We start from the raw sequence: 14,919 nt of genomic DNA on the forward strand, positions 1-14,919 counted from the left end.
CCGCCGGGGGCCTCGCCGCGCCGGTCAGGAGGCCAGGGACGCCGACAGCTCGCACAGCGCCGCCCGGTTCGCCCGGCCCGTTTTCGTGCCGAGGGCGGCGATGTGCTTCTCGACCGTACGCGGGGAGATGTAGAGCCGGTCGGCGATGTCCTTGTTGCCGAGCCGCTCGGCGAGCAGCTGGAACACCTCGTACTCGCGGACGGTGACGCCCTGGGAGCGCAGTACCTCGGGGATCCGGCTCGAACCGGTGCGGCGCTGGTGGACCGGGGCGCCCATCCGGCGCAGCCCGGCACGGCAGGCACCCGCGACATCGGCCACCCCGCCCTGGTGGAAGTGCTGTTCGGCGCGGCGCAGCCAGGCCACCGGCTCGCCCCAGCCGTCCTCGAACGCCGCGTCGGCGATCAGCCGCAGGCCCAGGTGCAGGGCGGTGGCGTACGGCTCGGCGGCGCGCAGCGCCTCGGCGACGCAGGCGGCCGCCTCCTCGGGGCGGCCCTCCCGGCCGTGCAGTACGGCGCCGGCGAAATGGACGAACTGCCGGTTCCAGCGCATGCGTCCGGGGGCGGTGGCGGCGATCTCCTCGTACGCGGGGCGCCCGGCGGCCCCGGAGAGCACGTCCAGGAGCAGGCCGATGCCGTAGCGGCCGCTGAGGTAGTAGGTGCTCGGGTTGGTGTTCTCCAGTTCCGCCACGGCGCGCAGTTCGCGTACGGCGCCGGGCCGGTCCTCCTCCATGAGCGCGCAGAAGGCCCGGGCGAGGCCGCGGGTGAGCGGTTCCTCCTGGGATCCGGCCCCGTCCCACTCGGCGAAGGCGGCCAGCGCCCGGTCCATCGCCGCGCGCTCCCCGCGGTGGGCCGCCAGGCTGGCCTGGGCCATCAGGACGTACCGGGTCGCCGGGGCCAGCCGCAGCCGCTGGACGACGGCCAGGCACTCCTCGGCGCACCGCTGGGCGGTGGTGAACTCGCCGCGCAGGACGGCGTCCATGATCATGATGCCGTCGATGGTGTGGACGATGGTGGCCGAGCCGAGCCGCAGGGCCTCGGCCCGGGCGTGCAGCAGCGGGGCGGTGTTCCCCTCGGTGAGCCAGTTGTTGCCGCCGATGCGGGTGAGCGCGTACATCCGCTGGAGTGGGAGCTGGTGCTGTTCGGCGGTGTGGAGGGCCGATTCCAGCAGGGCGGTGGCCTCGTCGAAGTCCCGTTCGCGGGCGAGGGTGGCCAGGAGTTCCCAGGCCTGGCAGACGACCGTGGCCAGGCCGTGCCGCTCGGCGGCGAGGAGTCCGGAGTAGGCGAGCTTCTCGGCCAGTTGGGTGCGGTCCGGGCCGGGGGTGTCGAGTGCGAGGTAGGCGGCGGTCACGTCGATGGAGGCGGTGCTGCGCTCGTCGGGGTTGCCGCCCAGCAGCGCTCTGGCCTGGGCTATCTGTCTGTTGCCGTCCTCCCAGCGGCCGGCGGTGTGGGCCACTTTGGCGAGGCGGGTGTGCAGGGCGGCGAGCCGGGTGGCGCCGAGTCCGCTGCCGACGAGGGTGTGCATGTTCTCGGCGAAGGTGAAGGCCTGCGCGAAGTCACCGGCTTCGGCGAGCGCGGGCAGCAGGGCCTCCAGGGCGACGGTGCGGCCGGCGGCGTCCTGGCTGCCCGCCAGCAGCCGTTCGGCCCGGCCGAGCAGGGTGACCGCCGAGCCGATCGCGCCGGCCGACAGCGCCCGCAGCCCGGCGTCCGTGAACAGGGTGCCGGCCTCGCCGTCGTCGCCGGCCTGGGCGCGCAGCTCCGCGACCAGGGGGCACCAGTCGCCCTCCAGGTCCGGGTAGAGCGCCTGGACCGCGTCGGCGGCCCGCCCCGACATCGCGGCCCGGTTGGCCGGGGTGAGCTGGGTGAGCAGCGCCTCGGCGGTGAGGGAGTGCCGGAAGGCGTACCAGTCGGGAGCGGGCTCGTCCGGGACGACGAGCTGGGCGGCCACGCCCGCGTGCAGATGGCTGAGCAGGCCGCGGTCGTCGATGCCGGTCATCCGCTGGAGCACGGTCAGCGGGAAGCGCCGCCCGATCACGGCTGCCGCGGACAGCAGGGTCAGCCCCTGGGGTCCCAGCCGGTCGATGCGGCGCAGGATGCCGCGGGCCAGGGCGGTGGACACGTCGCTGCGCAGGTCCCCGACGACCCGCCAGCCGTCCTCGGAGCGGACGAGGGCGCCGCTGCCGATCATGCCCTGGAGGAGCTCCTCGACGAGGAAGGGGCTGCCCGCGCTGTCGTCCCACAGCCGTTCCAGGGCCTCGGCGGGGACCAGTCCGGGCTCGGTGTCCAGCTGGGCGGCGATGAGCCCGCACACCTCGGGGCGGGTGAGCGGGGCGAGTTCCAGCACGGTCCCCACGCCGCGCCGGCGGGCCGAGTCGGCCATGTCGAGCGCCTCGCAGGGCTCCGTGCGGATGGTGGCCAGGAGCACCACGTTGGTGTACTCCAGGTTGTCCACCAGGTACTCCACGACCGCGAGGGTCTCGGGGTCGGCGTCGTGCAGGTCCTCCAGCAGGAGCAGCTGGCCGTGCTGCTTGCCGGTGGCGATGAGCAGCCGCAGCACGGCCTCGCCGAGGATCACCATGGAGCTGTTGTTCTGGGCGTCGCTGCTCCAGTCGGGGATGATCCTGCCGAGCGCCGGCCGGTAGGGGCCCAGCGGCAGGTCGTCCAGCGGTTCGCCGCTGCGGAACAGCGACATCAGTGCTTCGGTGAGTGGCCGGAACGGCACCGTGGGGCCGGTGGTGCTGCTGCGGCCCCGCAGGGCGCGCATGCCCGTGCCGAAGGCCATGCCGACGGCTTCGGCGGCGAGCCGGGACTTGCCGATCCCGGCCTCGCCGACCAGGAAGACGACCCTGCCGCGTCCTTCGCCCGCGTCGGTCAAGGCCTGCTGGATGTCCCGCAGTTGCGGGTCACGACCGACGATGTACCGCGAACGGGAACGCATGAGCGCAATCTAGTTCATGCGTACGGGCGTTCGTGCGGCGAAAGTTGGCCTTTTCCCATGCCTTCGAACAGGACGCGGGAAGGGGCGGCGGCCGCCCCCGCTACCAGGTGACGTTGGGTGCCGAGACGCTGGTGTCGATGGTGCTCAGGGTGATCACGATGCCGCTGGTCAGCACCACACCGGCCAGAGCACGGGCCCGGGCGCACGCCTTGTTCCGTCCCGACAGGGTGATCCCGCCGGCCGGGTCCTCGACCCGCGTCCCGGCCTCGGTCGCCTCGCCGGCCGTCACGGACTGGGCGTTGACCTGGGTCTTCTGCATGGTGGTGAGTACCTTTCTCGTTACCTGATGGGAGTGGTGCTCGGTGCAGTGGTACGTGGTGCCGTGACGCTGGTCAGCAGGTGGTGCGGGACGGGCCGCCCGGTACCGCCGCGGCGGCGTGGTCGAGCAGCAGGACGGAGGGGACCGCCTCCGGGAAGCCCAGCCGGAGCAGGGCGTACCCGATGCCGGAGAGTCCGGTGAGGAGGCCGGGGGACGGGACGTGGTCGGGGGTGCCGCAGCGGCGGCCGTGGTCGTCGAGCCGGCCGAGCACCTCTCCGGTACGGCGGACCAGCGCGGCCCGGGCCGCGTCGTGGCCCTGGCCGGCGAGGACGCCGAGCAGTTCCAGGGAGCCGAACGCGCCGTGGCGCAGGCTCAGGTCGGGGCATTCGGCGGGCGAGGCGCCGAGCAGGGTGACGCACCGGTCGATCTCGGTCGCCGGGAGCGGGCCGGCGGCGCCGAGGCCCTCCGCGGCGGCCAGCGCGTCGGCGGCGGCCAGGGCCGTGCCCGCCAGGCCCGAATGCCAGCCGAGGTCGGCCGGCCCGGGCCGGCCGGCCCGGCGCAGGGCCTCGTCCAGCGCTCCCCGCAGCAGCGCGGCTCCGGCGCGGGCGTGCGGGGCCGTGGCCGGGGCGGCACCGGACGGCTGAGCGGACGGCTGGGCGGACGGCTGGGCCGCGGCATAGCGCAGCAGGGCCCAGCCGATGCCCGCGTCGCCGTGGGCGAAGCCGGGGGCGCCGTGGGCCGGCCGGCCGGCTCGGACGAGCAGCCGGTCGGCGAGCCGCCGGGCCGCTCCCGCCACGGCGGGGTGCCCGTACGTCCGCTGCACCGCGACGGTGGCGGCAAGGGCTCCGGCGAGGCCGTCGGCGAGGTCGGCGGGACCCTCGGGGTCGGCCTCGACGGCGAGTTCCAGAGCGGCGAGGGCGGCGGGCAGGCAGGCGGCGAGGCCGCTGCCGTCCCCGTCGCCGGGGTGGTCGAGGAGGGCGGCCAGCCGGGCCGCGGAGTAGAGGATCCCGCCGAGTCCGTGCAGGGCGCCGGGGCCCGCGGCGGCGCTCAGCGCCGGGTCCGCGGCCATCGCGGACAGCAGTGCGGGCAGCGGGCGTACGGCCTGCCGGGCCAGCGCGGTGTACCGGTCGGCCCCGGTCAGGGCGCCGAGCTGGGCGAGGAACAGCGCGACCCCGCAGTAGCCCTGGGCGAGCCCGCCGCCCATCGGCAGGACGGCCCAGTGCCGGGCGGCCACCTCCTCCAGGCCGAGCCAGTTGACGCGCCCGTCGCCGTGGACGGCGCGGGCCGCGATCTCGTCGGCGATGCCGCAGGCCGCGGCGAGCAGCCGGGAGGGCTCGGGCACGACGGCCGGTGCCACCCGTCCGGTCAGGGCCGAACGCGGCCCGTCCACACTGAGGTTGGCGCCGGTGACGGCGAGCGTCGCCGAGATCACCCACTCCTGGTCGTGGCGGTCCACCTCGCCCATGGCGGCGATCTTCTCACGGGCGGCGCGCAGGCTGGGTGCGGGCAGCACCCCGTCGAGGAAGGTGCCCCGGGAGGTCTCCAGCGAGGTGTGCGCGGGGTGGTGGAAGAAGAGCGGCACGTCCCCGCACCACAGGTCCGCGATCTCGTCCTCGATCAGCCGCTGCCGGGCGGGGTCGTGCTCGGACTCCGCCCACAGCACGGCGAGCACCGCGTCCCGGGTCAGCGCGTCGCTGAGCACGTCGGGGTGGGTGGACTCGTCCAGCAGGGTCGTGTAGAGGCGGGTGGACCGGGCGATCAGCCGCCCGGGGCTGGTGGCCCAGCGGGCCAGCAGCCCGGGCTCGGCGCCGTCGCCGAGGAGTTCGCCGCGGTGGGCGGTGATCGCGTCGTACCCGGCGCGGAACCCTTCGAGCAGCGCGGCACGGTGGTCGGCGTGGCGGGCCGTCCTGTTCTGCGGCAGCGGCCGGTTCTGGCCGGCCGGGCTGGCGACCCGGCCGCGCAGCAGCCGCATCTCGTCCGTCCCGGCGGCCTCCCAGCGCAGGCCGTCGCTCGGGTAGGAGCCGCCGTCGGGGCCGCCGAGGGCCGAGATGTCCATGGCGCCGTTCTCGCCGATCAGCAGGCTCGGCAGCAGGCAGGTGCGGTACACCGAGGCCGCCAGGGCCCCGGCCGCCGGGTCGGACCCGCAGGTCACCGCGGCGGGCAGACCGGCGTGCAGCAGGGTCTCGGCGTCGACCAGGACCGGCTGGTCTCCGCAGGCGATGACGTTCTCGTAGTGCATGTCCACGCCGTCGATCGCGTAGAGCAGGGCGAGCAGGGCGCCCTGGCGCCGGTAGAACCGGTCCAGTTCGGTGGACGACCGGCACCAGCCGTGCTCGATGAACTCCAGCCAGCCGTACCCGTCGCGGCGCAGCGAGCCGGGGGTGCGCAGGCCGAGGCCGGGCACCTTCTCGTTGGCCCAGCCGACCGCCTGGTCCAGCAGGGCGTGCTGGCCGAGGGGGCGCGGCTTGTACACGACGGTGGCTCCGCCGGCGAAGTGCAGCAGGGCGACCGAACGGTTCCCCTGGTGGGGGTCTCCCCGCCCGAGGTCCACCCGGACGAGCGGACCGGGATCGCGGCCGCCCAGCAGCTCGGCGGTGATCGCCCGGCGGTCGGCGGCGAACCGCTCCAGCAGTTCCACGGCGGCCTCGACCGCGTACCCGCAGGTCTGGCCGAGCATCCGGGCCAGCACCGGGTAGCGGGTGAACAGCCGCTCCAGGCCCGGCCGGCTGCCGAGGTGGGCGAGGAAGGCCGCGAACCGCTCCCGGGGGGTCTCCCCCCGCAGCAGGCCGGCCGTGCGGGCCAGGTGGAGTTCCTTGACCAGGGTGCGGGCGGCCTGCCGCAGCAGCCGGTCGCCGAGCCGCTCCTCGAAGGCCGCGCGCACGGCGTCGCGTCCGGCCCCGGCCGGCTCGGTCCGCAGGGCCACCTCGGCCCAGGCGGAGGCGATCAGGGGGCGCAGCGCGGGCAGGAACACCTCGGCGCCGCCGGCGCGGTCCTCCGTACGGTCCCGGGCGCGGCCCTCCCGGCCCTCCGTACGCTCCCCGGCGCCGTCCCCGTCCCCGGCGCCGTCCCCGTCCCCCGCACGGTCCTGCGCCGGGAGCTCCCGCGGCGCCCCGGCCACCGCGTCCTCGATGTACTGCGCCCACCGCGGCTTGACGCTCCGTCCGGCCAGCCGGGCCGGCTCCTCCGCCGCGAGGGCGTACGCCGCCTCCTGCGCGGTCCCCAGGCCCGCCAGCCGGGCGGCGAAGCCCTCGGTGTCCCCCAGCGACCACGACGCCGGTCGGCTGTGGGGGGCGTCGGCCGGCGCGGGTGCCGGGGCACCCGGGGCGGCGAGCCGCTCCCGCAGGTTCAGGGCCCGGGCCCACCAGGAGTGGGTCAGGCCACCGACCCGGGTCTCTTCGGCGGTGGTGGCGGTGTCAGTCACGAGGAGAAAACTCGCAGAGCGCGGCGCCCCGCACATGGGGGCCGTTCCCCCATATTCCGCGGGCCGCCCCCCGCGGGGGGCGCGGACGCCGCCGGGACGGTGGGTGGTGCGCGGGGACACCGGCCCGCCCCCACCCTCTCGACCTGCGGCTGCGTCACGGCGGGGGCGCCCGCACCGGGCCGTCTTCACAGGATCCGCCCTCATGGGGGCGTGCCTTCACAAATGTGGGGGCCGCCGCCCGATGCCGCTGCGCACCGGCGGAGCCAGTCTGGGTGCAGTGCCCCTTCCGCCATCCGGCACCCCGGCCGGCGGATGATCATCGGAGGACCTGGTGGGAGAACCCGTCCCTGTCGACGTCGTCGCATTCGACCCCGTGCTGGAAGCCGGGACCAAGAGCACCCTGTCCGGCTGCCCCGAGGTGTGCCTGACCGCCGCGGGCACGCAGCCGCGCGTCGTGGTCATGACGGTGGACCAGGTCGGTCGGCCGGAGCTCGACGTCCTGCGCACCGTCCGCGACACCCCGGGCCGGCCCGAAGTGGTCCTGGTGGCCGGGGAGCTGGTGCCGGAGGGCGCCCTGCACGCCATAGCCGCCGGCGCCCGCGGGCTGCTGCGCCGCCGCGAGGCGGACGCCGTGCGGCTGCCGCGCGCCGTACTGGCCGCCTCGCGCGGCGACTGCACGCTGCCGCCGGACCTCCTGGACCGGCTGCTGGAGCGCTCGGCCACGGGCGGGACCGCGGCCGACGGCTCCCCGGAGCCCTGGGGGGCGGCCGGGCTGAGCGACCGGGAGCGCAGTGTGCTCCGCCTGGTCGCCGACGGGCACGAGACCAACGAGATAGCCAAGCAGCTGTGCTACTCGCCGCGCACCGTGACGACCGTCGTCCACGACATCACCCAGCGCTTCCGGCTGCGCAACCGGGCCCATGCCGTGGCCTACGCCCTCCGGGTGGGCCTCCTGTGAGCGCCGTCGCCGAACTCACCCGCACCCGCAGCGCCGCTCCGGCGGACCGGCTGAGCCTGCTGCGGCAGGCCGGGGACGGCCGGATGCCGTACCCGGCCCTGGTCCGCCTCCTCGGCGCCGTCGCCGCGGAGCCGACGGCCCGCCCCGCGGCCGCGCCGGAGGCCCCGCGCCTGACGGCCCGCCAGACGGCGGTGCTGACCCTGATGGCGGAGGGCCACGGCAACGCGTTGATCGCCCGCACGCTGTCCTGCTCGGAGCACACCGTGAAGAACGTGATCTACGAGCTGATGGCCCGCCTCCAGGCCCGCAACCGCGCCCACGCGGTGGCCTGCGCGGTGCGCCACAGCCTCATCTGAGGTGTTGTCCGGAAAGGCACCCTTGCCCGTCGTGGCGCGGGTGTACGGTCATCGCTCAAGCGGTGGGCGGAGTACGGGGGTTGGGGGGAAATGAGCGACGGTACGGGACGTCCGGGCGGCGAGGTCGAGCGCCCGCGCGGCGAGGACGGCGATCGGAGCGTCGACGTCCGCCGCCGGGTGGAGCAGATCGCGCTGGGCCTGATGGCCACCTCGGGGGTGGTGGTCCTGCTGGCGGACCTGTTCGGCTGGCTGGACGCGCTCGCTCCCGGCGGCGCGCTCCCCAAGGTCACGCTGCTCATCCTGAGCACGGTCACGGTGTTCCTGCTCATGGAGCTCGAACGGCTGAAGAAGCTCGACACCGTCGACGACCGGGTCAGGCACCTCGGCCCGGACGTCCAGCGGAAGATCTCCGACCTGGAGGCCGGCGTCGACGCGCAGATCTCCACCCTGACCGCGAACGTCGAGGCGCACCTGTCGAAGCTGGACATCGACGCCATCGCACAGCGCCTCAAGCGGCAGCACTACGGCGGCGTGGTCCAGATCCACAGCCGCTTCCCGGAAGACGCGTTCACCGGCTTGCTGGAGCGCGCCGGCGACGAGCTGGTGATCCTGCAGACCTGGATCCCCAACCTGCACCACCTCAGGGCCGCCCTGTACAAGGCGATCACCGACCAGCAGGTGCACGTGCGCATCCTGCTGCTGCACCCCTCGTCGCCCGTGGCCGGGCTGCGCGACGAGGCGCTCCGGGCGGTGCGGGACCCGGCCCTCGCGGTGAACGTGCGGGCGAGCGTCGAAGGCTGCCTCGCCGGACTCGCCGAACTCAACACGGCGCTCACGCCGGAGAACCGGACCCGCCTCCAGGTGCGTCTCTACAACTCCCTGCCCTCCATCGCCGTATTCAAGATCGACGAGCGTTTTCTGGTCAGTTCGTTCCTGCACGGCCAACTCGCCATCGACTCGACGCAGATCGAGATCGAGGGCGGCGACACGGTGATGGGCGAGGAGGTCCAGCGGGAGCTGCGCACGCTGTGGAGCATCGGCACGGACGTGGACCTCCTCGACTGGCGCACGTCGGTGGCCGGCATCAGCCTGTGATCCGCGCCCGTGATCCACGGAAAGGTACCGTCATGCACGATCTGCACGCTCTGGACGCGTTCGAGGACGCCCTGATCGAACGGTTCCGGGACCACCCGGTCCTGGCGAACGTCGCCGCCCTCCCGGACGAGGACTTCGCCGCACTCCTGCTCCAGCGGCGCTTCGTCTCGCTCGCCTTCACCCCGTCCTACGACCTGGCGATCGACCTGCTGCGCGACGAGGCGGGACTGCGGATCGCCCGGGTCATCCTGCGCGAGGAGTACCCGGACGGCCACGGCCACACCCCTTCGCATCGCGAGGACATGACGGAGGACCTGCGCCGCCTCGGCATCTCCCGCCCGGCCCTGGTGGCCTCGCGGCCCACCGCCCGGACCCGGCAGGTCATCCAGGACACCCTGGAGCTGATCGCCGACGCGGGCGGGCACCCCGACGCCGACCTGCGGCTGCTGACCATCCTGCGGTTCTGGGGCGAGGTGCTGGTCTCCGTCGAGTACGGGCGGCTGTGGGAGCGGATGGCCCCGCTGCTGACCGAGGACGGCAAGAACCGCTCCCGCTTCTACTACCCGCACCACGTCCACGACGCGAAGACCCACTCGCTCGCGACGCTGTCCCTGCTGTCGGGCTCCCACTCGGACCGCCTGGCCACCCGCGTGACCGAACTCCTCGCCCACGAGGAGTCGACCGCCGGCTTCCGGGAGCTGGAGGAACGCGCCCTCCTGCTCAAGACCGCCTTCTACGACCAGTTCCTCCCGGCCCTGGACCGCGTCACGGTCTGAGCCGGGCCCGGACACCGCACCCGGGCGAGAACCCCGGCCGCGCCGGACGGCCGTCCGGCGCGGCCGGGGTCAGCCCTCGTCCGGCGTGAGGCGCAGGGAGATCGAGTTGATGCAGTAGCGCTGGTCCGTGGGGGTCGGGTAGCCCTCGCCCTCGAAGACGTGGCCCAGGTGGGAGCCGCACTTCGCGCAGAGGACCTCGGTGCGGACCATGCCGTGGGAGACGTCCGCCCGCAGCTCGACCGCGTCGGAGTCCTTGGGGTCGTAGAAGGACGGCCAGCCGCAGTGCGACTCGAACTTCTCCGTGGAGCGGAACAGCTCGGCGCCGCAGGCACGGCAGGAGTAGACGCCCGCCGTCTTGGTGTCGGTGTACTCACCGCGGAACGCCGGTTCGGTGCCCGCGAGGCGCAGCACCTGGTACTCGGACGGCGTCAGCTCCGCCTGCCACTGCTCGTCCGTCTTCTCGACCTCGTACGCCATGACTCTCCCGCTCCTTCAGCTCGACAGGCGGGCGAGGATGGCCGGACCGAGGTCCGTGACGTCGCCCGCGCCCATCGTGAGAACGAGGTCGCCGGGCTTCGCCATTCCCGCGATGACGTCGGCGACGTCCTCCTTCTCGTGCTCGGCGGTGACGTCGGCGCCCGCGGCGCGCGCCGCGGTGATGATGATCTCGCTGGTGACCCCGGGGATCGGGTCCTCGCGGGCCGGGTAGATGTCCAGGACCACGGCGGAGTCGGCCAGCGCGAGGGCCTGGCCCATCTCCTTGCCCAGTTCCTGGGTGCGGGAGAAGAGGTGCGGCTGGAAGACGACCAGGATGCGGGAGTCCCCGGCGGCGCCGCGGATGGCCTCCAGGTCGGCGGTCATCTCCGTCGGGTGGTGCGCGTACGAGTCGATGACCTGGACGCCCGCCGCCTCGCCCTTGAGCTGGAGGCGGCGCTTGACGCCGGTGTACTTGCCCAGCGCCGAGGCGAGGTTGTGCGCCGGGATGCCGAGGGCGACGCCCGCGGCGAGGGCGGCGACGGCGTTGTGCGCGTAGTGGCGGCCGGGCACCGAGACGGTGAAGGTGAGCATCCGGCCGTCCAGGACGACGGTGACCTCGCTGGTCAGACCGCGCGGGGTGATCTTCGCGATCCGGACGTCGGCGCCCTCCTCCTCGCCGTACGTGACGACGGTGAGGCCGGCCGTGCCGGCGACGCGGCGGGCGATCTCGGCGGCGCCCTCCTGGCCGTGGGCCACGACCAGGGTGCCGCCGGGCACGATCTTGCCGACGAAGGTCTCGAAGGACGCGTAGATCTCCTCCATCGACGCGTAGTTCGCGTGGTGGTCGAGCTCGGCGTTGAGGATGATCGCGACCTGCGGGGCGTACTTGTGGAAGCTGCGGTCGCTCTCGTCCGCCTCGGCCACGAAGATGTCGCCCTCGCCGTGGTGGGCGTTGGAGCCGGGTGCGTCCAGGTCGCCGCCGATGGCGTACGAGGGGTCCAGGCCCAGCGCCGACAGGGACACCGCCAGCATCGAGGTGGTGGTGGTCTTGCCGTGCGTACCGGCGACCGCGATCGGCCGCAGGCCGTCCATCAGGGCGGCCAGGGCGTCGGAGCGGTGCACCACCGGGACGCCGAGCTCGGCGGCGCGCGCCAGCTCGGGGTTGTCCGCGCGGATGGCGCTGGAGACGACCACGCAGGTGGCGTCCGCGGCGAGGTGGTCGGCGGCGTGGCCGATGTGGACCGTGGCGCCGTGGGCGCGCAGCGCCTGGGCGGTCTCGGAGTCCCGGGCGTCGCTGCCCGCGACCTTCGCCCCGCGCTGGGCGAGGATCTTCGCGATGCCGGACATCCCGGCGCCGCCGATGCCGATGAAGTGCGGGCGTTCCATGGCGGTCGGCAGGCCGGGCGGCGTCATACGGGATCTCCCCAAGGTGCGGGTCGGACGGGTGCGGACGAGTGTGTCGGGGCCCAGCCTATTCGTTGTGGGCGAAGAGCTTGAGCACCGGAACGCCGACCTTGTGACGGGCCCGCGAGGCCCAGTCCCGGTGGAAGAACTCCTCCACGAAGTGCGGGGCGGTCAGGACGATCACCTCGTCGGCCGTCGACTCCTCCACGACCGTCTTCAGCTTGTCGAGCGGATGGTCCTCGACCAGCTGTCCGACGGCCGTGGCACCCTTTCGGCGCAACGCCTCCAGGGAATGGGCGAGCGCCTGCTCGGCGGGGCCGCGGGCGGCCTCCCCCTCGGGGATGTCGGCCTCGCGCAGGGCCTCGGGCAGCTCACCGAGCGCCACGTCGTCGATGGCGCGCAGCAGCCGGTCCTGGTCGCCCCGGGGCTGCATGAGGACGACGAAGGAGACCGGGTCGTCCCCGTGCAGGGTGGTGACGAAGTCCACGTCGACGGGGGTCAGCGGCTGCTCGATCATCAATACGCTCGTGAACACGGACGCCCTCTCCTTCATGGGCCGCGGCCGGTCGGCCGGCCCCTGCGGAAACCATCCTGCCCCGCTCTCGCACGGGGCCTGCGCAGGTATATGTGCCCAGCGGAAGCTAAGCGGAACGAGGAATTCCGCCGCTTGTCAGATCCGACGGTAGCTCGTGAAGAGGAACCCGGCCTCTTCCAGTACGGAGGCCGGCGCGAGCCGCTGCGGCACGGTGATCGAAGGGCCCGCCGAGATGCGCTGGGCGGTCCCCGCCGTGAGCATCGGCGAGATCGTCAGGCACAGCTCGTCCAGGGCGTCGGCGGCCACGAACTGCCCCAGCAGCCGGGGCCCGCCCTCGGTGAGCTGGCGGCGCAGCCCCCGGTCGGCGAGCTCGCGCACCACCCGTACGGGGTCGGCGCCCGCGCCTTCGCCGGCCACGACGACCTGGGCCCCGGCCCGGGTGGCCTCGGCGACCCGGTCGGCGGGCGCGGCCGCCCCGGTGACCACGAGAGTGGGGACCAGGGGCGAGGTGAACAGCGGCAGGGAGAAGTCCAGCTCCAGGCCGGCCGTGACCACCGCGATGGCGGGGGCGGGGCCCTGCCCGGCGGCCGCGCGCCGGGCCGCGAAGGCCTCCCGGGCCCGGGCCGGGCGGTAGCCCTCCTGGCGAACCGTTTCGGCCCCGACGACCACCACATCGGCCAGCGCCCGGAGGGTGCCGAAGATCCGCATGTCGGTCTCGCCGGAGATCGGCTGTGAGCGCCCGTCGTGCTGGGCGGCGCCGTCCAGGGTCGACACCATGTTCGCCCGCAGCCAGTGGCCGTCCGGCCCCGTCGCGGGGTAGGCGTACGCCTCGGCCAGCTCGTCGAGCGTCCACTCCCGGTCGATGGCGGCGGGTGTCTGATCGGTCACAGGGAACAGGCGTCGCATCGGTGCAGTGTGCCATGACCCGTAGAGTTAAGAGCTGTGTCGACCTCACTCTCCGCCTCCGGTCCCCGCTCCGGGCGACCCCCGATAGCCGGTACGGCCCTCGCGGCCGACACGGCCGACGCCGGCCCGCAGGCGCTGTGCGCCCGGGAGCCGCGTGTGCCCGCCGAACGGCTCGTGGCCGAGATGGTGCCGCCGCCGCGGTTCGACTCGGTGCGCTTCGACACGTACGTGCCGGACCCGGCCCAGCCGAGCCAGGCCGAGGCCGTCACCGTGCTGAGCGGCTTCGCCGCCGGGCTGGGCGGGGCCCACGCCACCGGCTCCGGCAAGCGGCGGTGGTTCTCCAGGGCCCCGAAGAGCACCGCCCCGGCGGCCCCGCGCGGGGTCTACCTCGACGGCGGTTACGGCGTCGGCAAGACCCACCTGCTCGCCTCCCTGTGGCACGCCACCCCGGCCGAGCCCGCGCTGAAGGCCTTCGGCACCTTCGTGGAGCTGACCAACCTGGTCGGCGCGCTCGGCTTCCAGCAGACCGTGCAGACCCTGGGCGGGCACCGGCTGCTGTGCATCGACGAGTTCGAGCTCGACGACCCGGGCGACACCGTCCTGGTGTCCTCCCTGCTCAGCCGCCTGGTGGAGCAGGGAGTGGTGCTGGCCGCCACCTCGAACACGCTGCCCGGAAAGCTCGGCGAGGGCCGGTTCGCCGCCGTCGACTTCCTGCGGGAGATCCAGGGCCTGTCGGCGCACTTCCGCCCGCTGCGGATCGACGGCCAGGACTACCGCCACCGCGGCCTGCCGGAGGCACCGGCCCCCTTCTCGGACGAGCAGGTGGCGAAGACCGCGTACGCCACCGCGGGCGCGAGCCTGGACGACTTCCCCGGCCTGCTGGACCACCTGGCCCGGGTCCACCCGAGCCGCTACGGCGCCCTGACCGAGGGCATATCGGCGGTCTGCCTGACCGACGTCGGCCCGGTGCCGGACCAGTCGACGGCGCTGCGGCTGGTGGTCCTCGCGGACCGGCTGTACGACCGCGAGATACCCGTGGTCGCCTCGGGAGCACCGTTCGACCGGCTGTTCAGTGACGAGATGCTGAACGGCGGCTATCGCAAGAAGTACTTCCGCGCCATCTCGCGGCTCACCGCGCTCGCACGCGACGCGAAGCCCCTGGTGTCCCAGTAGGTTGGGGGCGCCGGCCCGTTCCGCAGGCCGGCCGTGTCCACTTCTGCGAAGGGATCCACCATGGCCACCACGCGTCACGCCCACACCGTCTGGGAGGGCAACCTGCTGGAGGGCAAGGGCGTCGTCACCCTCGACTCCTCGGGCATCGGCTCGTACGACGTCTCCTGGCCCTCCCGCGCGGAGGCGGCGAACGGCAAGACCAGCCCCGAGGAGCTGATCGCCGCCGCCCACTCCAGCTGCTTCTCGATGGCCCTGTCCCACGGCCTGGCCGGCGCGGGCACCCCGCCCACCCGCCTGGAGACCAAGGCCGACGTCACCTTCCAGCCGGGTGAGGGCATCACGGGCATCCACCTCTCGGTGCGCGGCGAGGTCCCGGGCCTCGACAACGACGCCTTCGTCGCCGCTGCCGAGGACGCCAAGAAGAACTGCCCGGTCAGCCAGGCCCTGAGGGGGACGACGATCACCCTGAGCGCCGAGCTCGCCTGACGGGCACGGCGATCGCCTGGAGCCCGCGGGGCCGCCTGACGGGCGCGACGGCTCCCTGAGCCGCCGGGCCCGCCCGACG

13 protein-coding genes are annotated in these 14,919 nt (G+C 74.2%); 6 read left to right on the forward strand and 7 right to left on the reverse strand.

The window, feature by feature from the left end; all coding sequences use genetic code 11:
• Positions 1–24: 24 nt before the first annotated feature.
• From ABZ128_RS08780 to ABZ128_RS08790, 3 genes are all read right to left on the reverse strand, one after another.
• Positions 25–2,934, reverse strand: coding sequence for an AAA family ATPase (locus ABZ128_RS08780; RefSeq protein ID WP_356846977.1), 2,910 nt, complete (start codon positions 2,932–2,934; stop codon positions 25–27).
• A gap of 100 nt (positions 2,935–3,034) precedes the next feature.
• Positions 3,035–3,253 (reverse strand): hypothetical protein, encoded by a 219-nt coding sequence (locus ABZ128_RS08785; protein ID WP_356846979.1) that lies wholly within the window; start codon positions 3,251–3,253, stop codon positions 3,035–3,037.
• Positions 3,254–3,326: 73 nt separating this feature from the next.
• Entirely contained in the window at positions 3,327–6,674 is a 3,348-nt protein-coding gene (locus ABZ128_RS08790) for a type 2 lanthipeptide synthetase LanM family protein (RefSeq protein WP_356846980.1), read from the reverse strand.
• Between the two features lie 331 nt (positions 6,675–7,005).
• Here ABZ128_RS08790 and ABZ128_RS08795 point away from each other — a divergent pair, with 331 nt between their 5' ends.
• The 4 genes from ABZ128_RS08795 to ABZ128_RS08810 all read left to right on the forward strand — a co-directional run bounded on the left by ABZ128_RS08795 (position 7,006) and on the right by ABZ128_RS08810 (position 9,859).
• Positions 7,006–7,632, forward strand: a complete 627-nt coding sequence (locus tag ABZ128_RS08795) for a response regulator transcription factor (protein WP_356846982.1) — start codon at positions 7,006–7,008, stop codon at positions 7,630–7,632.
• The gene (locus ABZ128_RS08800) at positions 7,629–7,988 is read left to right on the forward strand and encodes a LuxR C-terminal-related transcriptional regulator (protein WP_356846983.1); all 360 of its coding nucleotides are present in this window, start codon (positions 7,629–7,631) and stop codon (positions 7,986–7,988) included. The genes ABZ128_RS08795 and ABZ128_RS08800 overlap by 4 nt, the downstream gene beginning before the upstream one ends.
• Positions 7,989–8,078: 90 nt before the next feature.
• The gene (locus ABZ128_RS08805) at positions 8,079–9,083 is read left to right on the forward strand and encodes a hypothetical protein (protein ID WP_356846984.1); all 1,005 of its coding nucleotides are present in this window, start codon (positions 8,079–8,081) and stop codon (positions 9,081–9,083) included.
• Between the two features lie 32 nt (positions 9,084–9,115).
• Entirely contained in the window at positions 9,116–9,859 is a 744-nt protein-coding gene (locus tag ABZ128_RS08810) for a hypothetical protein (RefSeq protein WP_356846985.1), read from the forward strand.
• A gap of 69 nt (positions 9,860–9,928) precedes the next feature.
• Here the strand turns inward: ABZ128_RS08810 and msrB are convergent, their stop codons facing one another.
• The 4 genes from msrB to ABZ128_RS08830 all read right to left on the reverse strand — a co-directional run bounded on the left by msrB (position 9,929) and on the right by ABZ128_RS08830 (position 13,181).
• Positions 9,929–10,336, reverse strand: a complete 408-nt coding sequence (gene msrB / locus ABZ128_RS08815; RefSeq protein WP_356846986.1) for a peptide-methionine (R)-S-oxide reductase MsrB — start codon at positions 10,334–10,336, stop codon at positions 9,929–9,931.
• A gap of 15 nt (positions 10,337–10,351) precedes the next feature.
• Entirely contained in the window at positions 10,352–11,749 is a 1,398-nt protein-coding gene (murC, locus tag ABZ128_RS08820; protein ID WP_356846988.1) for a UDP-N-acetylmuramate--L-alanine ligase, read from the reverse strand.
• Between the two features lie 58 nt (positions 11,750–11,807).
• On the reverse strand, positions 11,808–12,275 hold the full coding sequence (locus tag ABZ128_RS08825) for an indole-3-glycerol phosphate synthase (protein WP_356846989.1): 468 nt from the start codon (positions 12,273–12,275) through the stop codon (positions 11,808–11,810).
• Between the two features lie 135 nt (positions 12,276–12,410).
• A complete protein-coding gene (locus tag ABZ128_RS08830) occupies positions 12,411–13,181 on the reverse strand; it encodes a pyrimidine reductase family protein (protein WP_356846990.1) in 771 nt (256 codons plus the stop codon).
• A gap of 84 nt (positions 13,182–13,265) precedes the next feature.
• Between ABZ128_RS08830 and zapE the strand changes: the two genes are divergently transcribed.
• Together zapE and ABZ128_RS08840 are read left to right on the forward strand one after the other, a co-directional pair.
• Positions 13,266–14,354 carry a cell division protein ZapE gene (gene zapE / locus ABZ128_RS08835; RefSeq protein WP_356847223.1) on the forward strand — a complete coding sequence of 363 codons (1,089 nt, stop codon included), beginning with the start codon at positions 13,266–13,268 and terminating at the stop codon, positions 14,352–14,354.
• A gap of 60 nt (positions 14,355–14,414) precedes the next feature.
• The gene (locus tag ABZ128_RS08840) at positions 14,415–14,840 is read left to right on the forward strand and encodes an OsmC family protein (protein ID WP_356846991.1); all 426 of its coding nucleotides are present in this window, start codon (positions 14,415–14,417) and stop codon (positions 14,838–14,840) included.
• The last annotated feature ends 79 nt before the right edge of the window (positions 14,841–14,919 follow it).

Source organism: Streptomyces sp. NPDC006326 (assembly GCF_040612915.1).
Taxonomy (GTDB): Bacteria; Actinomycetota; Actinomycetes; order Streptomycetales; family Streptomycetaceae; genus Streptomyces.